Annotated in this window: 15 protein-coding genes and 2 pseudogenes; 11 read left to right on the top strand and 6 right to left on the bottom strand. The window is 59.8% G+C overall.

Going from position 1 to position 23,394, the window contains the following annotated elements; translation table 11 throughout:
* The first annotated feature begins 44 nt into the window (after window positions 1–44).
* The 4 genes from JFT80_RS24865 to JFT80_RS12730 are packed head-to-tail and all read left to right on the top strand — an operon-like array spanning window position 45 to window position 3,338.
* Window positions 45–497, top strand: a complete 453-nt coding sequence (locus JFT80_RS24865) for an FUSC family protein (RefSeq protein ID WP_274610191.1) — start codon at window positions 45–47, stop codon at window positions 495–497.
* Between the two features lie 13 nt (window positions 498–510).
* On the top strand, window positions 511–2,181 hold the full coding sequence (locus JFT80_RS12740) for an FUSC family protein (RefSeq protein WP_307833085.1): 1,671 nt from the start codon (window positions 511–513) through the stop codon (window positions 2,179–2,181).
* Window positions 2,171–2,371 carry a DUF1656 domain-containing protein gene (locus JFT80_RS12735; protein WP_045058365.1) on the top strand — a complete coding sequence of 67 codons (201 nt, stop codon included), beginning with the start codon at window positions 2,171–2,173 and terminating at the stop codon, window positions 2,369–2,371. The genes JFT80_RS12740 and JFT80_RS12735 overlap by 11 nt, the downstream gene beginning before the upstream one ends.
* Window positions 2,372–2,375: 4 nt before the next feature.
* The gene (locus JFT80_RS12730) at window positions 2,376–3,338 is read left to right on the top strand and encodes an HlyD family secretion protein (protein WP_122840485.1); all 963 of its coding nucleotides are present in this window, start codon (window positions 2,376–2,378) and stop codon (window positions 3,336–3,338) included.
* 143 nt (window positions 3,339–3,481) lie between these two features.
* Here JFT80_RS12730 and JFT80_RS12725 read toward each other — a convergent pair whose 3' ends face one another.
* The 4 genes from JFT80_RS12725 to JFT80_RS12710 all read right to left on the bottom strand — a co-directional run bounded on the left by JFT80_RS12725 (window position 3,482) and on the right by JFT80_RS12710 (window position 10,558).
* Window positions 3,482–4,903, bottom strand: coding sequence for an efflux transporter outer membrane subunit (locus JFT80_RS12725; RefSeq protein WP_201148100.1), 1,422 nt, complete (start codon window positions 4,901–4,903; stop codon window positions 3,482–3,484).
* Entirely contained in the window at window positions 4,900–8,079 is a 3,180-nt protein-coding gene (locus tag JFT80_RS12720) for an efflux RND transporter permease subunit (protein WP_201148099.1), read from the bottom strand. The genes JFT80_RS12725 and JFT80_RS12720 overlap by 4 nt, the downstream gene beginning before the upstream one ends.
* A gap of 15 nt (window positions 8,080–8,094) precedes the next feature.
* Complete coding sequence (mexE, locus tag JFT80_RS12715; RefSeq protein ID WP_201148098.1) at window positions 8,095–9,348, bottom strand: multidrug efflux RND transporter periplasmic adaptor subunit MexE; 1,254 nt, start codon at window positions 9,346–9,348, stop codon at window positions 8,095–8,097.
* A 280-nt stretch (window positions 9,349–9,628) separates the two neighbouring features.
* A complete protein-coding gene (locus tag JFT80_RS12710) occupies window positions 9,629–10,558 on the bottom strand; it encodes a LysR family transcriptional regulator (protein ID WP_242482923.1) in 930 nt (309 codons plus the stop codon).
* Between the two features lie 265 nt (window positions 10,559–10,823).
* On the opposite strand from JFT80_RS12710, the gene JFT80_RS12705 reads away from it, so the two are divergent.
* The 4 genes and pseudogenes from JFT80_RS12705 (at window position 10,824) to pgm (ending at window position 17,013) form a co-directional block, all read left to right on the top strand.
* The gene (locus tag JFT80_RS12705) at window positions 10,824–11,846 is read left to right on the top strand and encodes a zinc-dependent alcohol dehydrogenase family protein (protein WP_201148097.1); all 1,023 of its coding nucleotides are present in this window, start codon (window positions 10,824–10,826) and stop codon (window positions 11,844–11,846) included.
* 560 nt (window positions 11,847–12,406) lie between these two features.
* A pseudogene (locus JFT80_RS12700) lies at window positions 12,407–13,860 on the top strand (hypothetical protein).
* On the top strand, window positions 13,857–15,257 hold the full coding sequence (locus JFT80_RS12695) for a PLP-dependent aminotransferase family protein (RefSeq protein WP_201148096.1): 1,401 nt from the start codon (window positions 13,857–13,859) through the stop codon (window positions 15,255–15,257). Before JFT80_RS12700 ends, JFT80_RS12695 begins: the two are co-directional and overlap by 4 nt.
* 109 nt (window positions 15,258–15,366) lie before the next feature.
* A complete protein-coding gene (pgm, locus tag JFT80_RS12690) occupies window positions 15,367–17,013 on the top strand; it encodes a phosphoglucomutase (alpha-D-glucose-1,6-bisphosphate-dependent) (RefSeq protein WP_201148095.1) in 1,647 nt (548 codons plus the stop codon).
* 76 nt (window positions 17,014–17,089) lie between these two features.
* Here the strand turns inward: pgm and JFT80_RS12685 are convergent, their stop codons facing one another.
* A complete protein-coding gene (locus JFT80_RS12685) occupies window positions 17,090–17,785 on the bottom strand; it encodes a pirin family protein (protein ID WP_201148094.1) in 696 nt (231 codons plus the stop codon).
* A gap of 238 nt (window positions 17,786–18,023) precedes the next feature.
* Here JFT80_RS12685 and JFT80_RS12680 point away from each other — a divergent pair, with 238 nt between their 5' ends.
* The gene (locus JFT80_RS12680; protein ID WP_201148093.1) at window positions 18,024–20,507 is read left to right on the top strand and encodes a UvrD-helicase domain-containing protein; all 2,484 of its coding nucleotides are present in this window, start codon (window positions 18,024–18,026) and stop codon (window positions 20,505–20,507) included.
* Window positions 20,508–20,590: 83 nt separating this feature from the next.
* Here JFT80_RS12680 and JFT80_RS12675 read toward each other — a convergent pair whose 3' ends face one another.
* The gene (locus tag JFT80_RS12675; protein WP_045058376.1) at window positions 20,591–20,863 is read right to left on the bottom strand and encodes a DUF1652 domain-containing protein; all 273 of its coding nucleotides are present in this window, start codon (window positions 20,861–20,863) and stop codon (window positions 20,591–20,593) included.
* Window positions 20,864–21,135: 272 nt separating this feature from the next.
* On the opposite strand from JFT80_RS12675, the gene JFT80_RS12670 reads away from it, so the two are divergent.
* The gene (locus JFT80_RS12670; protein ID WP_201148092.1) at window positions 21,136–21,948 is read left to right on the top strand and encodes an AraC family transcriptional regulator; all 813 of its coding nucleotides are present in this window, start codon (window positions 21,136–21,138) and stop codon (window positions 21,946–21,948) included.
* 52 nt (window positions 21,949–22,000) lie between these two features.
* A pseudogene (locus JFT80_RS12665) lies at window positions 22,001–23,394 on the top strand (NAD(P)/FAD-dependent oxidoreductase); the annotation flags it as partial.

The following is a 23,394-nucleotide window of genomic DNA, read 5'->3' as shown; positions in this document are numbered from 1 at the left end:
CCCAGTGACTACGCTTGCAGGGACAAGACTGGTCGAGCGCTTCCATGCAACCACTGCTTCAATATTTCAAGGCAATGCTAAACCCCGGACCAGGGGTGTTGTTGTTCGCCTTGAGAACCATTGTCGCGGGCCTGTTGACGCTGTACCTGGCGTTCCTGTTCGACCTGGACCAGCCAAAATGGTCGATCATGGCAGTGGTCATCGTCAGCCAACCCCTGGGCGGCATGACCCTGGCGCGCAGTTTCGGCCAGGTCATCGGTACCACCCTGCGGTGCCGTGGTCGCGGTGCTGATCATGGCGATTTTCCCCCAGCGCCGCTGCCATTCATTCTGACCCTGGCCTTATGGCTGGCCCTGTGCACAGCAGGGGGGACGCTGCTGCGCTACACCAGTTCCCAGGCCTTTGTGCTCAGCGGTTATACAGCGGTGGTGGTGGCGTTGCTCGCCGTGCCCGGAGCCGGATGGCATCTTCCTGCTGGCGGTAACCCGTGTCACTGAGACCTTGCTGGCAGTGGCCTGTGTCTGCGTGGTGAGCCTGCTCACGGCGCGCCCGGAGTCAGTCGCCCGGGACTACTTCACCCGGATCGACCAGGTCATCAAACTGCTCGCCACCCACGCCGCCGCCGTGATCCGCACCGAGGAAAGCGAGGACAATTTCCATCGTCGGCAAATGCAGCTGTTGGGCGAAATCAGTGCCCTGGAAGGCGTGCGGCGTCACCTGTATTTCGACGCGCCGCGGCTGCGCAGTGCCAACGCTCTGGTGCAACTGCTGGGTAACCAGCTGGTGCTGCTGACGTCACGCCTGACTGCTTTGCGGCACCAGCGGCTACTGCTGACCGAACGTTGGGAGGGCGAACTGCCGGAAGAAATACTGCAGATTCGCGCCGAAGAGCTGAAATTCCTCGACGAACTGGCTTACCAGGGCCGGTCGCTCTCGGCCGAGTCTCGCCAGCATTTCATCTTGCTGCAGCACCGCTTCGATGAGCTTGCCTATCGCGCCGAGCAACTGACCGAGGCCATGCCGGCGACATTGCGTTCGCTGGCCTGGTCGCTGCGCTGGGAACAGGCACGCCTGCTTGAGCAGCTGGGGCAGATTCTGGAGCTCAGCGATGCGATTCAGGAGGAGCGCCGCGCCAGCTCGGTGTTCCGCGGGCAGAATAATCCGTTGCACCTGGATTTCACCCTGGCGGCCATGAACGCGGTGCGGGCCTTTACGGCGTTGGTGGTGGCCGGTCTGATCTGGATCGAGACGGGTTGGGACGGCGCCCGTGGAGGGATGGTGCTGGTGGGCATTCTCTGCTCATTGATGGCGACATTCCCGCGGCCGCTGCTGGCCGCGCAGAGTTATGCCCGAGGGTTGGGACTGGCACTGGTGGTGTCAGCGCTGTATCAGTTCATGCTGGTGCCGATGATCAGTGACTTCGAAATGCTCGCGCTGTTGCTGGTGCCCTTGCTGTATGCCGTGGCAGTGGGTTTGGCGAGCCCGCCCACTACCGGGACCGGGATCGGCCTGGGGTTATCCACCTTCCTGCTGCTGGGGCCGCAGAACGCGGAGATCGGCCAGAATACGGCAATCCAGTGGTTCGAATTTGCTGGCGCGTACATGTGCGCCACGGCGCTGGCATTGAGTGTCTATGCGCTGATTTTCCCATTCCGGCCAGCCTTGCGCATCCGCCGGCTGTACTTCGAGAATCGGGCGCAGGTATATGCCTTGTTGAAGGCCGCCGCCAGCGACGAACAGCAATTCGCCTTCGAGAGCCGCATGGTCGACAGGGTCACCATGATGCTGGGGCTGCTGCCCGCGGCGAGCGACAAAGACTCCAGGGCATTTTTCGAGTTCAGCCTGGGCTGCATGGCGTTAGGCGTGGCATTGAACCAGCTGCGACAGCAGGGGCAGGGCAACAGCTTGCTGGACGACGAAGTGCAAAGTCGCTTGCTGGCCACCGTGCGCGAGACCGGGCGGCTGATCGCCGGGCGCCAGGGTATTGAACTGACTGCCGTGCTCGGTCGCCTGCACCAACTCGGTGATTACCTTGACACTCTGCATTCGGGCGCCCATGAACATTTGTGGAGCGTGTTCCGTATGCGCGTTGCGCTGTTGATTGTGGTGTCGTTCCTGGAGCGCCACTCGGCGCATTTTCAAACGGTAGACGTGGAAGGAGTAGCTGATTTTGCCCATTGATCTGGAAGTGGGCGGCGTCTATCTGCCGCCGATCGCCCAGGCCCTGTTGCTGGCCCTGCCGGTTTTCCTTGCCCTGGACTGGGCCCTGCGGCGCATGGGGGTGCTGCGCTTTGTCTGGCACGAGGCGCTGTTCGAAGGCGCATTGTACGTGTGCGTGTGCGCCGCCCTGATACTGGTGATGGGAGCCTGACACCTTGAAAAAATTACTGCCCCGTCTAACCACCCTCGCCGTAGTGCTGCTGGCCGTCTTACTCGGCTGGTTTGCCTGGAATCACTACACGCGTGCGCCCTGGACCCGGGACGCGCGGGTGCGTGCCGACGTGGTCACCTTGTCGGCCGACGTAGCGGGGCGCATCGTCAGCCTCGGCGTGCAGGACAATCAACATGTTGCCAAGGGCCAGCTGCTGCTGGAGATCGACCCGGCGCGATACACCTTGGCCGTTGAACATGCCAGGCGTGCGGTAGAAGTATCCAAGGCCACCCTTGGGCAATCCGAAGCGGCGATCGTGTCCAGCGAGGCATTGCTCAAGCAGCGTGAGAGTGAGGAAAAACGCCGGCGCAAGCTCAAGGAAGGGTTCGCGATCTCGGGTGAAGAGTGGGAGAAATCCAGTACCGAGGTGGCGGTGGCCAAGGCCGAGCTGCTGCGCAACCAGGCTAACCTGGGCTTGGCCCAAGCCAATGTGCAACTGGCAATCGCGGCGCTGACCCAGGCCGAGCTCGACCTGCAACGCACCCGCGTGGTGGCTCCGGTGAGTGGCTATGTGACCAACCTGCTGACCCGCGAGGGTGACTATGCCCCGGCGGGCGGCGCGTTACTGGCGCTGGTGGACAGTGATTCCTTTTATGTCGCGGGTTATTTCGAGGAAACCAAATTACCGCGCATCCAGGAGGGCGACCCCGTGAAGATCGAATTGATGAGCGGCGAGACCTTCGCTGGCACGGTGCAAAGCATCGCCTTCGCCATCGCCGACCGGGAAAACCTGCCAGGTGGGCGTCTGCTGGCCAACATCAACCCAAGTTACACCTGGGTAAAACTGGCACAGCGGGTGCCGGTGCGCATAGGGATTGATCCTGGCTATGCGGCAAAAAACCGCCTCCGGGCGGGGACCACCGCGACCGTGACTGTGCTGGAGAATACCCGACAACAGGCGCGATAAAAGCTTGCGCAATTGATGGGTGGGCGGCCTTGAGTGTGCCACCCAGCTACCTGCCAAACACGCAAAAAAAACCCCACGACCGGATGAGGCGTGGGGTTAAAAAATGGGTGGGTCGCGGCCAACCAAAGAGGCTCTTGAAGCGGTTACTGACTGGCGACCGTCTCCGGTGCCCAACCGCCGCCGAGGGCCTTGTAGATGGCGACGATGCCGCGATAAAGATCGACTTCGGCCTGGGCCTGGCTGTCTTCGGCATTCAGACGTTCACGCTGTGCGTCGAGCAGCACGAGGAAGTCGGTAGTGCCTTCGCGGTAGCGAATCTCGGCCAGATCAGCAGCCTTGCGGCTCGATTCGCTCTGACGGATCAGCGAGATCAGACGCTGCTGACGTTTGCCGTAATCACTGAAAGCGTTTTCCGACTCTTCCAGGGCCAGCAGCACTTGCTGCTCATAGGTCGCCAGCGCGCCTTCGGCGTCAGCATCGGCGCCGCGCAAACGGGCGCGCACGCTGCCCAGGTCGAACGCTGCCCACGTAATGCTCGGGCCCAGCGCCCAGGCGTTGGCCGCCGAAGAACCGATTTGCGAGCCACGCCCAGCCGTCCAGCCGAGGAAACCGCTGAGGCTGACTCGCGGGAACAGATCGGCTTTGGCTACGCCGATGCGCGCCGTGGCCGACGCCAGCCTGCGCTCGGCACTCAGGATGTCGGGACGGCGTTGCAACAGCTCTCCCGGATCACCGATCGGCAGCGCCTTGGCGATGGCGGGCAGATCTTTGGGGCCGAGGTCGACACTCAATTTGTCCGGGCGCTCACCGAGGAGAGTGGCAATGCGGTTTTTCTGCCGCACCTGCTCGGCTTGCAACTGCGGCACGCTGGCTTCAACCGATGCCAGGCGTGCATCGGCACGTTCGACGTCGAGCTGATCACCGACGCCGGCGTCACGCAGGCTGATGGTGATCTTGCGTGACTCGACCTGATTGTTCAGGTTGGCCACGGCGATCTTTTCGCGCAGTTGCGCACCACGCAGTTGACCGTAAGCGTCCACCAGTTCGGCAATCATGGTGACTTGCAGTTGGTACAGATCAGCTTCGACCGCTTGCTGCTCGGCGTCGGCCGACTCCAGATTGCGCTGGATACGCCCGAACAAGTCCAGTTCCCAGGCCATGTCCAAGCCCAGGTCATAGCGTTCGCTGTTGACCCGTTTGGTGGTCTGGCCAGGGATTTGCCCCTTGGCCAGATCACTGCTGGCGCGGCTGGTGATGGTCGGCATCGCGTCGTTGCTGACGTCGTCACGAATCGCCCGGGCGGCTTTCCAGCGAGCGAACGCTACGCGCAGTTCACGGTTGCCTTGCAGCGATTGCGTGACCAACTGGTTGAGGGTCGGGTCATCGAACTGCTGCCACCAGATGCCTTCGAATTTCGAACGGTCGAAGTTCTTTTGCCCGGCGGCGCCGTCGGTGGCGGTGGTGATGGTGGCCGCCTCCGTGGCTGGGGTCTTGTAGTCGGGGCCGACGGCGCAGGCGCTGAGGGCCAGCACCAGCAGACTCGGCAGGAAGACTTTCAGACTCATTGTTGCGCCTCCAATTTCAGGGCCTTGGCCGCTTTGCGTTGTTCGCCGCGCTCCACGAAATTACGGATCAGCACATAGAACACTGGCGTCAGCAACAGACCGAAGAAGGTCACCCCGAGCATCCCGGAGAACACCGCCACACCCATGGCGTGACGCATCTCGGCGCCAGCGCCACTGGAGAACACCAGGGGTACCACACCCATGATGAACGCGAAGGAGGTCATCAGGATCGGCCGCAGACGCAGACGGCAGGCTTCCAGTACCGCAGCGAGCGGGTTGAGACCTTCTTCCTGTTTGTCCTTGGCAAACTCGACGATCAGGATCGCGTTCTTACAGGCAAGCCCCACCAGTACGATCAAACCGATCTGGGTAAAGATGTTGTTGTCGCCGCCGGAGGCAATCACACCGACAATCGCCGACAGCAGGGTCATCGGTACGATCAGAATCACCGCCAGAGGCAGGCTCCAGCTTTCGTATTGAGCGGCGAGCACCAGGAACGCCAGTAGTACGCAGAGCGGGAACACGAACAGCGCGGTGTTGCCGGACAGAATCTGCTGGTAGGTCAGGTCGGTCCATTCGTAGGTCATGCCGTTCGGAAGTTCTTCCTTGAGCAGTTTCTCGATGGCTTTTTCCGCTTGGCCAGAGCTGTAGCCCGGAGCTGCGGCACCGTTGATTTCAGCAGTGATAAAGCCGTTGTAGTGCATCACGCGATCCGGCCCCGAGGTGTCGCTGACCTTGATGAAGGTCGCCAGCGGGATCATTTCGCCTTTGTTGTTACGCACTTTCAGCTGACCGATCTGATCGGATTCGAGGCGGAACTGTTGCTCGGCCTGAACGTTAACCTGATAGGTGCGGCCAAAGCGGTTGAAGTCGTTGGCATACAGCGAACCCAGGTAGATCTGCAGGGTGTCGAAGATGTCGCTGACGGCGACGCCGTGGGTCTTGGCTTTTTCACGGTCGATGGCGGCATCGACCTGCGGCACGTTCACTGTGTAGCTGGTGAACAGGCCGGCCAGTTCCGGCACGTTGTGGCTTTTGTTGATGATGTTCATGGTTTCTTTGTACAGCTCGTCGTAGCCCAGGTTGCCCCGGTCTTCGATTTGCAGACGGAAACCACCAATGGTGCCCAGACCTTGTACCGGCGGTGGCGGGAAGATCGCCATGTACGCTTCCTGAATATTCGCGAACTGGCCGTTCAAGGCACCGGCAATCGCACCGGCGGACATGCTCGGGTCCTTACGTTCGTCGAAGGGTTTCAGGGTCACGAACACGATGCCGGCGTTCGGGCTATTGGTGAAACCGTTGATCGACAGGCCCGGGAACGCTACGGCACTTTCCACGCCTGGCTGTTTCAGGGCCAGGTCGGACATGCGCTTGATCACGTCTTCGGTGCGATCCAGGCTGGACGCGTCCGGTAATTGGGCAAAGGCGACGAGGTATTGCTTGTCCTGGCCAGGCACGAAACCGGTCGGGGTGTTGGCGAAGCCGAAGAAAGTCAGCACCATCAGGCCTGCGTACAGCAGCAGAGCGATGCCGCTGCTGCGGATAACCCGGCCAACCGTGCCGACGTAGCCATGACTGGCGCGGTCGAAGAAGCGGTTGAACGGACGGAACAACCAGCCACCGAAGATCTTGTCGAGTACTTTGGAGAACCGATCTTTCGGTGCATCGTGGCTTTTCAGCAACACAGCGGCCAGTGCTGGCGACAGGGTCAGCGAGTTGAACGCCGAGATCACGGTCGAGATCGCGATGGTCAGTGCGAACTGCTTGTAGAACTGACCCGTGAGGCCGGAGATGAAGGCCGCCGGGATAAACACCGCACACAGCACCAGTGCCGTGGCAATGATCGGGCCGGTCACTTCACGCATCGCCCGTTTGGTCGCCTCGACCGGTGTCAGTCCGAGTTCGATGTTCCGTTCGACGTTCTCCACCACCACGATCGCGTCGTCGACCACGATACCGATCGCCAGTACCAGACCGAACAGCGACAGTGCGTTGAGCGAGAAGCCGAACAGGTGCATCACCGCAAACGTACCGATCAACGATACCGGCACCGCCACCAATGGAATGATCGAGGCGCGCCAGGTTTGCAGGAACAGAATCACCACCAGCACCACGAGGATCAGTGCTTCGAAGAGGGTATGAACCACCGCTTCGATCGAGCCGCGCACGAAGATCGTCGGGTCATAGACGATGCTGTAGTCCATGCCTTGCGGGAAGCCTTTTTTCAGCTCGTCCATCTTCGCCCGAACTTCGTTCGAGATATCGATGGCGTTGGAACCTGGGCGCTGAAAGATCGGGATCGCCACGGCGGGCTGGTTGTTCAACAACGACCGCAGGGCGTATTGGCTGGAACCCAGTTCGACGCGAGCGATGTCTTTGAGCCGAGTGATTTCACCGTTGTCGCCTGCGCGAATGATGATGTTCTCGAACTCTTCTTCAGTCACCAGACGGCCCTGAGTGTTGACCGACAGCTGGAAGCTCTGGGCATTCGGGGCAGGGGGGGAGCCCAATTGACCGGCCGCCACCTGACGGTTCTGCTCACGAATCGCGGTGACCACATCGGTCGCGGTCAGATTGCGCGAAGCGGTCTTGTTCGGGTCGAGCCACACGCGCAGCGAGTAGTCACCCATACCGAATAACTGCACATCACCCACACCACCCAGACGAGCCAGCTCATCCTTGATGTTGAGGATCGCGTAGTTGGACAGGTAGAGCATGTCGTAGCGCTTGTCCGGGGAGGTCAAGTGCACAACCATGGTCAGGTCGGGCGAAGCCTTGTCGACGGTGATACCGATGCGCGTCACTTCCTCGGGAAGTTTCGGCTCGGTGCGCGTCACCCGGTTTTGCACCTGCACCTGCGCATTGTCCAGGTCAGTGCCCAGGGCGAAAGTGATGGTCAGGGTGATCTTGCCGTCAGCGGTCGACTGCGAGGACATGTACAGCATGTTCTCGACGCCGGTGATGGCTTGCTCCAGGGGAGCCGCCACGGTTTCACCGATGACTTTAGGGTTGGCGCCCGGGAAGTTGGCACGTACCACCACGGTTGGCGGCACGACTTCCGGGTATTCACTGATCGGTAACTGGAACAGCGAGATCGCACCGGCGATCAGGATCAACAGCGACAGCACCGCTGCGAAGATCGGCCGTGAAATGAAGAATTGGGAAAAATTCATCGGAGTTGTCGTCCCTTAACCGCGTGGGGTCGTAGCAGCCAGCTTCACAACCGCACCGGACGCACCTTTGGCAGGGGCGACTTTGGGCAGGTTGCTGGCTTCCAGCGCTTGACGTTGTTGAGCGAGTGCCGCGATGGTTTGCTCGCTGGCCATCGGGATCACTTCAGGAGTGACCGGTGAGCCAGGACGTACCCGTTGCAGGCCCTTGACGATGATCGTGTCGTCCTTGTTCAGGCCGGTACGGACGATGCGCAGGCCTTCGATTTTCGGACCGAGTTCGACGGCGCGGTAGGTGGTTTTATTATCGCCATCCATTACCAGCACAAATTTCTTGCCGAGGTCGGTGCCGACGGCTTCGTCGTTGATAAGCATGGCGTTGTAGGTGCCGCTGCCGACCAGTTTCAGCCGTGCGTACAGACCCGGGGTGTAGGTGCCGTCGCTGTTGTCGAACACCGCGCGACCACGAATGGTGCCGGTTTTCGGATTGACCTGGTTGTCGACGAAGTTCATTTGACCGAGGTGCGGATTGCCGTCTTCATTGGACAGGCCCATGTACACCGGCGTCGTTGCCCCGCGCTGACCGTTGCGGGCGAGTTGGGTGTATTTGAGGAACACACGCTCGTCGGCGTCGAAGTAGGCGTAAACCTTGTCGGTGGAAACCACGCTGGTCAGGGCCGTGGTGTCGGCGGTCACCAGGTTGCCGGCGGTGATCTCGGCACGGCTGACGCGACCGCTGATTGGCGAGGTGACGCGGGTGAAGCTCAGGTTAAGTTTGGCCAGATCCAGTTGCGCTTGCAGGGCACCGACGGCGGCGCGGGCTTCTTGAGCGGCGCTGGTGCGCGAATCGGCCAGCTCGGCGGAAATCGCATTGCTGCTGCGCAGACGCTCACCGCGTCCGGCTTCGTTTTCACTGCGAGTGGCATTGGCGCGAGATTGCGCGACGAGGGCTTCGAGGCGGCGAACCTCGGCCTGGAACGGACGCGGGTCGATTTGGAACAGCAGGTCACCTTTCTTGACCAGGGCGCCTTCAGTGAAGGCTACGTCGTCGATCTGCCCGGAAACCCGCGGACGAATTTCCACGGTCTCCGGCGCTTCGAGGCGCCCGGTGAATTCGTCCCATTCGTTGACTGGCTGTTCCAGCACCTTGGCCACGCTGACCTTGGCAGCTGGCATGGCGGCGGCAGTCTCCGGAGTCTTGCCGCAAGCGCTCATCACCAGTACGGCCAACAGGGCCAACGGGAAGCGCAAATGTTTAAGTGACTGTTCCATGGATGCATCCGCCAATGTATTGAAGATGGGCGGATGATGCTCGGCGGGGTGTGATGGCACGAATCGAATGAAGCAAAGGTAACTATCATTCGGAATGATATAAGACCAAACCGAGCCCTCTAGCATGCACCTTTCGTTAGGGTGCTATCAATATGCTAGATGGTAATTGTTTGTTGCGGGACGTGTAAGGATTGGTCTCTGCCCGACAATGAGTCGGTCGTCATGGGTCGGGCGAAAGCCGTCTTGCTTTTTGCCGCTAATCTAAACCGGCTTTCGGCCTTTAATGCCCCGGTAGCTCAAGACTGTCCGGATCGCCGAAAAACATCTGGATCCGCGAGCGCAACCAGCGTTCTCCAGGATCGTTGTCCTGCGAGCCACGCCAGGCCATGTGCAGTTCGAAACTGCGCACTGGCAAAGGCGGGTCCTCGGCGCGCACGCCGCCGGCGGCAGTCAGAGCATCGGCGGTGTAATCGGGCACGGTGGCGACAATATCCGTACCGGACAGCAACGTGCTCAAGCCGTTGAACTGCGGTACCGCGAGCACGACATGGCGCTTGCGCCCGAGTTTTTCCAGCTCTTCATCGATAAACCCGCTCAGGTCGCCGGCGAACGACACCAGCGCATGGGGGCGGGCGCAGAAGTCGTCCAGGCTCAGGGGGCCCGGCACCGTATCGGCACGCAGCAGTTTGGGCATGCTGCGGCGCAGCACCTTGCGTTTGGCGTTGGCCGGCAGGTCGGCGGTGTAGCTGACGCCGATGGAGATCTCGCCTGAAGCCAGCAAGGCCGGCATCAGGATGTAGTTGGCGCGGCGCACTACCAGCACGATCCCCGGGGATTCGGCGCGCAGGCGCTTGAGCAGCATCGGCAGCAGGGCAAATTCGACATCGTCCGACAGCCCTATGCGAAATACCGCCGTGCTGGTGGCTGGGTCGAATTCTGCTGCGCGGCTGACGGCCGTGGAAATCGAATCCAGTGCCGGGGAGAGCAGGGCGAAGATCTCCACCGCCCGTGCGGAAGGCTCCATGCTGCGCCCGGTGCGCACGAATAACGGGTCATCGAACAAGCTGCGCAAGCGCGAAAGCGCCGCACTGATCGCCGGTTGACCGAGAAACAGCTTTTCCGCCGCCCGGGTCACGCTGCGCTCGTGCATGAGTGTTTCGAATACGATCAACAGGTTCAGGTCGACACGACGCAGGTCATTACGATTCATCTGGAGTCCTGGCAGAGTCAAGGCTTGACGGGAGCGGCCATATGAGAACAATGGCCGGCATGAATCTTACGGGGAAAGGCTGGTACTCTGCACCGAATAATTCATTTTTACCGATGCAGTTCGCCCATGTCCTGGCCAACCGTTGATCCTTTCGAGGGTGCGGAATCAATGACAGGCATGTCGACTATTAATAGCCACTGATAGTCTTGGGTCAAAAGCCCAGATAGAGTTCAGGGCATTAGAGGTTACTTTGACGAGGTTTGCGATGTCCCGCACGATCCGTTTTCACAAGTTTGGTCCGGCCGAGGTGCTCAAATGCGAAGAGCATGCGGCCGCTCAGCCAGGTCCTGGCGAAGTGCAGGTGCGTGTCGAAGCGATCGGCATCAGCTGGTATGACACGCTCTGGCGTCAGAACCTGGCCTCGTCTCAGGCACGTTTGCCTGCAGGCCTTGGTCACGAGATGGCCGGTGTGGTCACCGCCGTCGGCGACGGTGTAGATGATCTTTCGGTGGGCGACAAGGTTGCCAGTTTCCCGGCCGAGAGCGCGAACGATTACCCGGTTTACGGCGAGCAGATCTTGCTGCCACGTACCGCGCTGACCCGTTATCCAGACGTACTCAGCCCAATCGAAGCCAGCGTGCACTACACGCCGCTGCTGATTGCCTACTTTGCCTACGCTGATCTGGCACGGGTAAAACCGGGGCAGTTCGCCTTGGTGACTGACGCCAGCCATTGCGCCGGGCCGTCCTTTGTACAACTGGGCAAAGCCTTGGGTGTGCGGGTGATTGCGGCGACCAAAACGGCGGAGGAGCGTGAGTACCTGCTGTCGCTGGGCGCCGAGAAAGTCATCGTCACCGAGGAAGAAGATCTGCTGATGCGGATCAACAAGATCACCGACAATCGTGGCGTCGACGTAGTATTCGATGGTCTCGGTGGCCCGCAGATGTCGTTGTTGGGTGACGTCCTTGCACCCCGTGGCAGCCTGGTTTTGTACGGTCTGCAAGGGGGCAACCAGACGCCATTCCCGGCCTGTGCAGCGTTCCAGAAGAACATTCAGTTCTTCGTCCACTGCATCGGTAACTTCACTGGCAAGCCGGAACTGGGCATCGTCCAGGACCAGGTGTCGCTGCAGCGTGCCCTGCGCGATATCAACCAGCTGACGGCGGACCGCGTGCTGATGCCGCTCAAGACTCGGGTGTTCCCGTTTGCCGAGTTCGTCGAAGCCCACCGCTACATGGACGAATGCCCATGCCGCGAACGGGTCGCGCTTCAAGTCGAACCGGCCTGACGTCCCCCCTGAAAAAGTCCGTGACCCACACGGACTTTTTTGTTTTCGGGTTTTAAACAAATCTCTGTTTCCCTTCCGGGCAGCCTGTTCAGCAACTGAACTGGTTTTCCCCACCATCTGTATCTTCTAATCAGCCAGTAAGCCTTGATAATTGAACGATTGCTTTCATCTCAAGGAATGCGTCATGACTGAGTGTCAAGTTGTTACTTTTCAGTACAGTCCGTTGATGTGCGCCAAACAATCTGTTGATCGTCTTTCCGTGATCAAAAACGCACTTGTAGCTTTATTCCTAAATTCTCGTAGTAATTATCTGTCAGACATTGTGGGATATTTCCTAGGACGCAGATCAAGCCCTCTAACTCAATGCTTTGAGCGGTTTTTTTGAAACTATCGACGATGAAACCTTGGTCCCGGCTTATTTATTTCAAATAATGTCTTGCCCCTTTAAGTGCTAGCATTTGGTAATAAATCTCCGTCGTCAGAATGTAACGGGCAAAGCGCTGCGCAAAAATTATTTGCGTGGTTCGTGATATCGATTTTCCAGCACCAGGTATATAAATATGACCAGCATCCATGATCAAGCCATGAACCATGTCTACCAACAGATATTGCAACGGTTACTGGGTTTTTCTCTCGCGCCGAACGCACGGCGTTACAGCTGTTAATTCAGCGCCTGGTAGTCGCCGCAGGCGGCATGGAGCGCCTTGCCGATTACAAGGTACTGGCGATTCAGACCGGGTCCCGGGACAGTTGTTACACCCTGGCGCTGTTGCGTGCAGCACAGTTGAGCATCGCCGGCCGGGCACCGGCCACCTTCCAGCTGCGTGTCGCGTCATTGCAGCAGAGCGGCGTCAGCGCCACGGCGCTGGACAACATCCACAACAGTTACAGCGCTTTGTTTCTTTATGACGACCCGCGGGTCGACGTGCTGAGGGTCGACAATCGCGAGGTGCTGCCGTTCACTCAGCCAGCGCCGATATCCGATGCCGGCCGCGAGGTCAGCCGCCTGAACCTGCTGATGGTCGGACATCGCCGCGACAGCGATGATGCGCTTGATCTCTGGGACAACGGATTTCTCGCCACGGGAGAGTTCTATGGCCAGATCGCGCGGTGGGATGGTGGGGTAGACGCCTTGGTCAGTAGCGAGACACCACGCCAGCAGAAGCAATTTTTGTACGGCTTCAAGCGGGCGACCGCCAAGGCCGGCCTCTTGCCGTCGCGGTACACTGAACACGGCTACGAAGATCTGTTCACGCTGCTCGATGAGGTCGGCCCGGAGTACTATCGGGGGTTTGAGCCCGAGCTCATGCAGCCGCACTGGCGTCCCTCTGAACTGTTCGAAACTTGCCGGCGCGCGACCTTCATCGACATACACGACATGCTGGTCAGCAATCTTGAGCAGCGCTGGCCGCTGCTGACCGAATTCCTGGGCTTCCAGCCCGACGGACTGATGGCCTACGCGAGCGATAATGAGCTCGTCAGCCTTGAACTAAGCGCTCATGTACGCGGGTTGCAGGCCTGTTTCGTGCACGGCGACAGCTATGAATCCGGGGTCGCCGAGTTCTTCCAGCGAACACTGGTCATGATGCGCCGCAAGCAGCTATCGGATGGCTTGTGCCAGCAGGCTGCGCAAGTGTTTGGCCAAATCACCACGGATGCCGAACAGCGAGCCCTGGGCACTGCATATGCCCATAAGAATCTTGGCCTGAGCGAAGCGCAGCTGGTGTGCCTGCTGTTCGCGCCTTTCGTCGACAAGGGCGCGAGGCTGGAGGGTTTCCTGCGCCGGTGCCATCCCGGGATGCTGATTGCCGTGCCGGATTTGCACCGAGCCATGCAAGGCCACGCTGTGCCCGAGCAGATCCTGCAATGGATGGTGGATGTAAGCGGCTTGCCGCTCGCGTTGATTGGCAAGCTTTATCGCATGGAGCGGGCAGTTGAAGGTGCACCTGGCGCGTCCTCGATCACCTGCGATACGGACAACACCCAAGCGAGTGACGGGTCAACGGGGCGTTGAATGGCGTGCGAGAAACCGGCTTTGCCTACCAGGCGGTTTACCGCTACCTGACCCAACTGATCAACGAGTCGGCCAGGGACGCCCGGGTGCGCCTCCCTTCCTTGCGCCAATTGGCCGACCGCTTGAGCGTCTCGATCTCGACCATCCAGTATGCCTACTCGCTACTGGAGAAAGAGGGGCGGGTCTACTCCTTGGCCAAGTCGGGCTACTACGCAGTACCGATGTCGTCCATCGACACCCTGGGCGATGGTCACGATCTGCTGGAAACCGTTTACGTCAACGCCCGAAACCCGTCAATGCTGGTGCTCAGCGCCGACGAACCCACCCTGTTGCAGCCCCTCGACAGCCCTTTGCTGCTGCTGGAGAGGGAATTGCTACGCCAGTACCCGCGGCAGCCGCAATCGTCAGCGCAACCCTGCGGCGAACTGGAACTGCGGGCTGCACTGGCGGCGCGGTATACCACCTCGCCACTGCGCTGCTGGCACGCCGAGGACGTGTATATCGGCGCGGATCTGCGTGGCGTGCTGGAGATCCTGATCGAGGTGCTGAGCCTCAGGCATTCCACAGTCGTGGTGGAATCGCCTTGCGACTGGCCCGTGCTGCGCCTGTTCGAGTCGGCCAACGTCAAGGTTATTGAATTGGCCGTACAAGCCGACGGCGAGCTGGATATCGACACGCTTGAACGGACGCTGCAGCTGAATCCGGTGCAACTGGTGCTGTTGTCTTCGCGGTTGAATATGCCCCGCGCCAGTCTGGCGTCCGAGGACAACCGGCGGGCCATTGCGCGACTGCTGGAGCGGCATGCCTGCTGGGTCCTGGAAAACGACTGTCACGGCGAACTTGGCTTCGATCCGGACGGCCTGCGCTTTCGCGACCTGTTGGACCCTGATCGGCTGCTGGTCTATTCGACGTTTGAAAAAATCATCGGGCCTGAGGCGCCCTTTGGCTATGTGCTTTCGCGGCATCTGCGCATGCAACTGCAACGGCAATTTCTGTTGCGCTCGTTCCGATTGTCGCCGATTCGCCAGAAAGCCATCGCACGCCTGTACATCAATGGGCGGATTGATCAGCACCTTCAAGTGTTGCGTCGCCTGCTCAAGGATCGCTCGGTACAGATGAGCCAGTTGCTGAACGAACGCCTGGGCGATGCCCTGAGCTTTGTCGAGCCCCAGGGCGGCGCAACGATCTGGGTACGCTCATTGCGCCAGGTGGATGTGCGCCGGGTGTTCCAGCGCCTGCTGCAACGCCAGGTATTGATTGCCCCCGGCGAGTTGTTCAGTTTGCAGGGACTGCATGCGCAGCACATGCGTCTGAGCCATACCTTCGGCGGCGATCATGACCTGTCGGCCGCCATCGGCTTGCTCGGTGACGCGTTGCGCCTGGAGTCGCTGGATTAAACAAAGCAGCCGGTGTCGTGCACGTGGGGGATCGATCTGATCGCGTTGTGGTCAAACTGCCAGTAAACTGCGCTGTATTTCCTGAACCACTCTATTTCAGAGGTTTTGCATGACACTCAGTCCTTTTGCGGGCAAACCGGCACCGGCAGAATTGTTGGTCGACATCCCGCGACTGGTAACGGCTTATTACACCGGCCAGCCTGATGCATCGGTTTCGACCCAGCGCGTAGCGTTTGGCACCTCCGGTCACCGGGGCAGTTCCTTCGACTTGAGTTTCAATGAGTGGCACGTTCTGGCCATCAGCCAGGCGATCTGCCTGTATCGCGAGGCTCAGGGCATTACCGGCCCGTTGTTCGTCGGTATCGATACCCATGCCTTGTCGACCCCGGCCGGGGCGAGCGCGCTGGAAGTGCTGGCGGCCAACGGCGTGACGGTAATGATCGCCGAGGGCGACGAGTACACCCCGACGCCGGCAATTTCCCACGCCATTCTTTGCTACAACCGTGGCCGCACCTCGGGCCTGGCCGACGGCATCGTCATCACGCCGTCGCATAATCCGCCACAAAGCGGGGGTTACAAATACAACCCAACCAACGGTGGGCCGGCCGACACACACATCACCAAGTGGATCGAAGCCAAGGCCAACGAACTGCTGGCCAACAAACTGGCCGGCGTCAAGCGCATCAGCTACGAGCAGGCACTCAAGGCCAGCACCACCCATCGTCACGACTACGTGAACAGCTACGTTGCCGACCTGATCAATGTGATCGACTTCGACGCGATCCGTGACGCCAAGCTGCGTCTCGGCGTTGATCCGCTGGGCGGAGCAGGGGTGCGCTACTGGTCGGCCATTGCCGAGCACTACCGCCTGGACCTGGATGTGGTGAACAAACAAGTCGATGCGACTTTCCGCTTCATGACCGTTGACTGGGATGGCCAGATTCGCATGGACCCATCGTCCAGCCACGCGATGCAAGGCTTGATCGGTCTGAAAGAGCGCTTCGACGTTGCGTTTGCCTGCGATCCGGATCACGACCGTCACGGCATCGTCACTCCGTCCGGTGGTTTGCTGGCACCGAACAACTATCTGGCCGTGTCCATTGATTACCTGTTCCAGAACCGTCCGCAATGGCGCGCCGACGCGGCCGTGGGTAAAACCGTGGTGAGCAGCGGTCTTATCGATCGTGTTGCCAAGCGCCTGGGCCGTCGCCTGTACGAAGTGCCAGTCGGTTTCAAATGGTTCGCCGAAGGTCTGTTCGACGGCTCGTTGGGTTTTGGTGGCGAAGAGAGCGCAGGGGCTTCGTTCCTGCGCAAGGACGGCGGTGTATGGAGCACCGACAAGGACGGTTTGATCCCGGCCTTGCTCGCTGCCGAAATGACTGCCCGCACTGGCCGCGATCCAAGTCAGGCCTATCGCGCCCTGACCGATGAACTGGGCGAGCCGTTCTCGGTACGTGTCGACGCCAAGGCCAACCCGGAGCAGAAAGCGTTGCTCAGCAAACTGTCACCGGCACAAGTCACCTCGACCGAACTCGCAGGCGAGAAAATCCAGAGCATCCTCAGCCATGCACCGGGTAACGATCAGGCGATTGGCGGTCTTAAAGTGATGACCGAAAACGGCTGGTTCGCGGCACGCCCATCGGGTACCGAGGACATCTACAAGATCTACGCCGAGAGTTTCGTCAGTGACGAGCACCTCAAGCTGCTGGTTGCAGAAGCGCAGACACTGGTGGACGGCGCTATTTCCTCGAAGTAATCAGGATAGGGTCACGCAACAGCAAAAGGGGCGACCGTTGAGGTTCGCCCCTTTTTTGCCTTGATGGCTTTGCCGTTCAAGCCAGGTCTACCAGCACCACTTCACTGTCTTCAATGGCAGTCACTCGCAGCACCTGCTCATCTGCAATCGCCACACCGTCTCGAGCTTGTGCCTGCAAGCCATTGACTTCAATACGGCCTGTAGCCGGAACCAGGTAGGCGCGGCGGCCACTGTCGAGGCGATATTCAGCTGTTTCCCCAGCCTTGAGGTTGGCCGCGACCAGGCGGGCATCCGCACGAATCCGCAGGCTTTCATCATCTCCCGCCTTGCCGCTGGCCAGGGTTACAAAACCTTCGCGTTGCCCCTTGGGGAACGGCTTGGCGCCCCAGGAAGGCGCCGATCCAGCTTCATTGGGAATGATCCAGATCTGGAAAATCCGCGTCTCGGTCGCTTCCAGGTTGTACTCGCTGTGGGCAATCCCGGTGCCGGCGCTCATGACCTGAACGTTTCCGGCTTCGGTGCGCCCCTTGTTGCCAAGGTTGTCTTCGTGAGTAATCGCGCCTTCACGGACATAAGTGATGATCTCCATGTCCCGGTGCGGGTGTTTAGGGAAACCGGTGCCCGAGGCAATCACGTCATCATTCCAGACCCGCAGATTGCCCCAGTTCATGCGCTGCGGATCGTGATACTCGGCGAACGAAAAGTGGTGATGGGCATCCAACCAGCCGTGATGGGCGCCGCCCAGCGAGCTGAAAGGTCTGAGTTCAAGCATGATCGTCTCCTGAAACCTGTGGTTTATGGCACCGATCATCTATCAGTAAAACATCGATAAAAAGCGTAAATAATGCCTCAATATAATCGAAACACTCGATATATTTAGGGGTGAAGATCTTCCCAGCGAGGGTTCAATTCATCGCCTAACCCAATGACTCGCAAGCATTTCGCTAGAACTCCAGGCCAAATAAAGACACCATAGCGCCCAACAGCCTCACAGCCTGGAGTCCATCCGCGTGCCGCAACACACCCCCGACCTTCCTCCTGAACTTCGTCCGTTGGCAGAAATGCCATTGCTCAAACGCCTTGCTGCACGGTTCTTTGGCCACGGCCTGACGCGCCTGCGTGCCCAGCACCGGGCATCGTGGTTGCACGGGCAGGCGGATGGGTTTCGCAGCGGGCACAGTGCGGGGGTGGATTACGGGTATAAGGAAGGCAAGCTCGAAGGGCTTGAAGAGGGGCGGCAGGTTCTGTTGATTCGCGACTCGCGCAGCACCGAGCATCGCCCGCCCAACGTCGACGATTACCTGTTCGACGACTGGCGCCTGCCATTGACCGCCGAACTGAAAAAACGCATGAAGGCCGATGTCGGCCGGTTACTGCCAGCCCATGCCCAGCCAAGTGCTGCGCAGTGGAAGATGATCTTCAGCGACACGCCGTCGACCTCGGTGATCGCCGGTGCCGGAGCAGGGAAGTCGACGACCCTGGTGCTGCGTATCCTGCTGTTGACCCACTATCTGGGCTTCGAACTCGACTCCATGACCGTCGTGACTTTTACCCGGGAGTCGCGCAAGGACTTCATCAACAAGCTGATCGAGATGTTTGCACTGTGGGGGCGGGCGCTGAGTTTCAAGGAGGCGCGCGACCTGGTGCGCACTTTTCACTCACGAATCCTGCCCCTGGTGCGCAGCTTGCCAGGGTTCGAACGCCTGCAAGCCTTCGAGAACCTCAGCCTGCGCGCAACCAGCCAGGACGATGATGCCGACAGCAATCCGTTCGACCTGCGCATCAATGACGCCCAGCGCCAGCAGCTCAACGCCTGCTACCACAGCCTGCATACTCGCGATGCGCGCTTTCGCGAACTGATCACGCCGCTGTCCCGGCATGCCCTGCAACTCAAGGAGCTGGAGCGCGATCACCCTGACGTGCAGAAACGCGTGGCGGTGACCCAACTGGCTGCCAATCGTGATGAAGAACTGTGCGATACCATCGAAGACCTGTGGTTTCGCGCCGGGGCGTGGCCGATCAAGGGCATCGAACCCAAGCGCCAGACGTTCGACATCAATGGCTCGACCTTCCATTGTCACGGCTACATCCCGACCCTGGATGCCTGGGTGGTGCTGGGTTTTGATCCGCAGGAAAACCCACAGGTTAGCCGTCCGGGGTCAAAATTGTCAGTACGGGCGGAATGGGCGGTAAAGCGCACGTTGTTTCAAGCTTTCTGTCGTAAGCCATTGATATGGTTAGATACCTATCAATCTTCCAAACGAGTGCTGGCGTCGCTTGCCGGTGATGCCAGTGCCGGTCCTGGCTTCGATTACAAGGTCAAGGGTGAGTTGGCTTCCGCGCCGTTGCTGGACTGTTTTGTCGCCGCGGCCGGGTTCATCGAGAACCTTGGCCTGGATGTACCGACGGCCGTGGGTCAGATGAGCTTTGCAAAAGACGATCCCGACCGGTTCTTCTTCGAGGCGTTGAGCCTGTACTGGAGAGCACTGGAAGATCATCTGCTGGACCAGAAACCACCGATCATGACTTATAACCGCATGTTCGCGCTGTTCAGCGAACATTCTCCGGAAAACCTCAAGCTGCTGAGCAACGACCTGCTGCGCCCGCTGGCGCATTTGATGATCGATGAATTCCAGGACGTTTCCCCGCAGATAGTCTCCTGGATTCGCGCCAGCCTGGCCGAAATCCGCAGTCGCGGTCCCGCCATGCACGTCGGCCGAGGTGCACAGCGTTCATCATTGTTGTGCGTGGGCGATGATTGGCAATCGATCTACGGCTGGCGGGGCAGTTCGCCCAGCTTTTTCATGGATTTCAACAAGGAGTTTGCGTCGCCGAGCACCACCAAGGTCATGCTCAGCGACAACTATCGCAGCCATCAGCACATCATTGATGCTGCCGAACACATCGTGCGGGCCGCGCCGGCCATTGCCGGCAAGAAAGCCAAGGCTAGCGGCGCACCCAAGGCGCTGGTACCGGTGAATGTGCTCGATCGGGACGATCAGGGCATGGCCAACCGGCTGATGGAACACTACCGTCAAGGCCATTCGATCTTAATGTTGTATCGAAAAAGCAGCGATAAGCTATTGATTGAGCAGTATATTCAGCCAGTACTTAATGTTGATTCTAGCTTGCCGTATGAGGCGCGCCGGTTGAAACAACTGACCTATCACAGCGCCAAGGGCCTTCAGGCCGACGCCGTGTTCTTGTTGGGTGATTGCCAGCATCTCACCAGCTCTCCCTACAAGAACCAGGTGTACCGTATGGCGGGGCTAGGTAAGGCGGGTGACAACGAGGCCTACGATAATGCGCAAAAGGACGAGATCCTGCGTTTGGCCTACGTCGGCATTACCCGGGCGGTAAGCCACTGCTACTGGTATGTCGATGCCCAGGACACCCAGGCAGCCAACTTGCCCAAGGCGTCTGATCGTGTCGGCAAGGGCAAGGCGTTCTTCGCCGATCACCGGGAAGGCAAGGCACAGTCTGAAAAGGCATGAGCCTGTGGCGAGGCGCTTGATGTGGCGAGAGAGCTCGCTTGCGCTGGCCGCGACGCGGCCCCGCTGTTTAACCTACAAAGATTTCAGGCATAGCTCCTGAACGAAACCGGCGGAACAAACGCTTCAAGCTCGTCCTCCACCGCTTCAATAATGCGCTCCACATCCGCAGCGTTCATCACCGTCGCGCACGGAATACCGGCAATGGCGATCATGGTCTCGCCACTGACGCGATCAAACAGGCGGGCAATCATGCTCCCAGGCGCGTCCATGCTCGCCTCGAAGCCCATGGGATGAAAATGCCAGCGCATCAGCTGGCAGGCGTTTGGGAACGTGACCTTGCTAAAACCTTTATTCATGTATTGCCCGCCTTCTTCATCGAGCGCTTCCGTTAGCTCATGTTAGGAGGGAAGAGCCTTCAATGGCTCAACCGGTGACTGCCATTAAAAGTAGCATCCGGATGTGAAAATCCTGTGGCTTTTTCAAACCGTTTGGCGATTGGCTGGCATTTTTTGATGCAGATCACGCTTGGGCGCAATAGCCGGCAGCGATTCGCACTCATAGCACCTTCCCTGACCATTGAAGCGCAGGCAGAACTTGGGCAAGCTCGGGTTTTTTCATTGAGCCGTTTATGCACACCGACGATGACGGACCGCAACAGACACTTGCCACCAGCGAAACGGTCATGCGTTATCACTTGCGCTGGAAGCACCGGGACCTGGACGGGGTGATGGCCCTTTACCACCCGCAGGTGCAGTACAGCGATTTCTTTCAGAACCGGGTAATGGGGCTGGCCCAATTGCGCGAATACGTGCGCAGCAGCATGCCCCGCGACCCCGACGAAGCGTTGGAACACAGCGACAGGATCCGCATCGACGGCGATACCGCTTTTATCCAGTACCGCATTACCCTGCGCGGCGGCGAGGGTCTGGTGTCATTCCGCGCCAGCGAGGCGATAACCGTGCGCGATGGCTTGATATGGCGGGTCAACGAGTACGCTTCACTGGTGCACGAACAATCCGGCAACAAGCCAACCGGTAACCGCCCAGCCGTCAGTCGGCTCGGCCTGTCACCCAGGCAGTTGAGCTTCATGGCCGACGATCTGCAGCAGTATTTCGACAAACAGCAGCCTTACCTCGATCCCGAACTCGACCTGCAACGCGTGGCGAAGGAGTGCGGGTACAGCCGCAATCAGATTTCCTACCTGCTGAACCAAGTGCTTGGGCAGAGCTTCTACCGCTACGTCAATCAGGCGCGGTTGCAGCATTTGCTGCGCGCACTGGACGACGCCAGGCCTCCGGTACGTATCGATGAACTGGCCTTCGCCGCCGGATTCAATTCGCTGTCGGCGTTTTACAGTTGCTTCCGCCAGCACACCGGGCAATCGCCGAAGGCTTACGCGAAACAAATTTCTTTGCGGACACGCGCGCAAGACTTGTCCTGAGCACTGCCACTAGGATCGACGCCATCGAAGGTTTTCAGTGGCGGAGTCTTGCATGCCGGCGTGGCGCACTATCAGTTTGTGGATGGATCAACTCGACGAGCCGCTGACCGCGCGGCCCGAGCTTGAGCGGGACTTAGACGTCGACGTGGCGATCATCGGCGCCGGCTACACCGGGCTGTGGACCGCGTACTATCTGAAGAAGCTCGCGCCGGGGCTGGAGATCGCCATCGTCGAGGCGCAAACCGCCGGGTTCGGTGCGTCCGGGCGCAATGGCGGGTGGTTGATGGGCAATCTGCTGGGCGAAGATCGTCTGCTCGCAGGCCTGTCGCCCGAGCAGCGCCGCGCGTCTTTTGATCTGCTGCACAGCATTCCCGATGAGGTGGAAGTTGTCCTCGAACGCGAAGGCATCGACTGCGATTACCGCAAGGGCGGCGTGCTTTACTGCGCTGCGCGTTATCCGGAGCAAGAAGCCACACTGCGGGAATACCTCCGCACGCTGCACGCCCAAGGCCTGACCGACGACGATTATCGTTGGCTCAGCCCTGAGCAACTGGCGCAGCAGATTCGCATCGCCAAACCTTACGGCGGCATTTACGCGCCGCATGTGGCAACCATTCATCCGGCAAAACTGGTGCGCGGTCTTGCGCGAACCGTGCAGGCCATGGGTGTGAAGATTTACGAAAACAGCCCGGTCACCCATTGGCAATCCGGCAGTCTGCGCACCGCCAAGGCCAGCGTGCGCAGCCGCTGGATCGTGCCAGCCGTGGAAGGTTATTCGGTGACCTTGCCACCACTGGGCCGCTATCAGTTACCGGTGCAAAGCCTGATCGTCGCCACCGAGCCGTTGTCCGCGGCGACCTGGGATGAAATTGGCCTCAACCGCGGCCAAGCGTTCAGCGAGTTCAGCCGTCAGGTCACTTATGGCCAGCGCACTGCTGACAATCGCCTGGTGTTTGGCGCCCGGGTGGCTACCAGTTCGCCGGCAAGCTGCGCCACAACTTTGACCTGACGACGAATGAAGTGGAGTTGCGCCGGTATCTGTTTGGGGAGCTGTTCCCCCAACTCAAGAACGTGCGGATTACCCACGGCTGGGGAGGCAATCTGGGCATGTCCCGACGTTTCAAGCCCCACATGCTGTGCGATCGCGCCAACGGCATCGCGCTGTCCGGTGGTTATGGCGGGGAGGGCGTCGGCGCCAGCAATCTCGGTGGGCGTACGCTGGCGGATTTGATTCTGGAGCGCGACACCGAACTGGTTAAGCAACCGTGGGTGCTGCCCGATGGCGCAATACACGCGTTGCGCGCCTGGGAGCCGGAGCCATGCCGATGGCTCGGCTACAACGCGATCATCAAAAGCTTTGTCCACGAAGACCAGACCCTGGCCAATCCGGCAACCGCGCCATGGCGGCGCAAACTCGCCAGCCAGGTCGCCGGTTTCATGGAAGGT

The organism is Pseudomonas sp. TH10 (genome assembly GCF_016651255.1).
Lineage (GTDB): Bacteria > Pseudomonadota > Gammaproteobacteria > Pseudomonadales > Pseudomonadaceae > Aquipseudomonas.
Note: the sequence above shows the minus strand (reverse complement) of the source record. Positions and strands in the feature narration are given on the sequence as shown.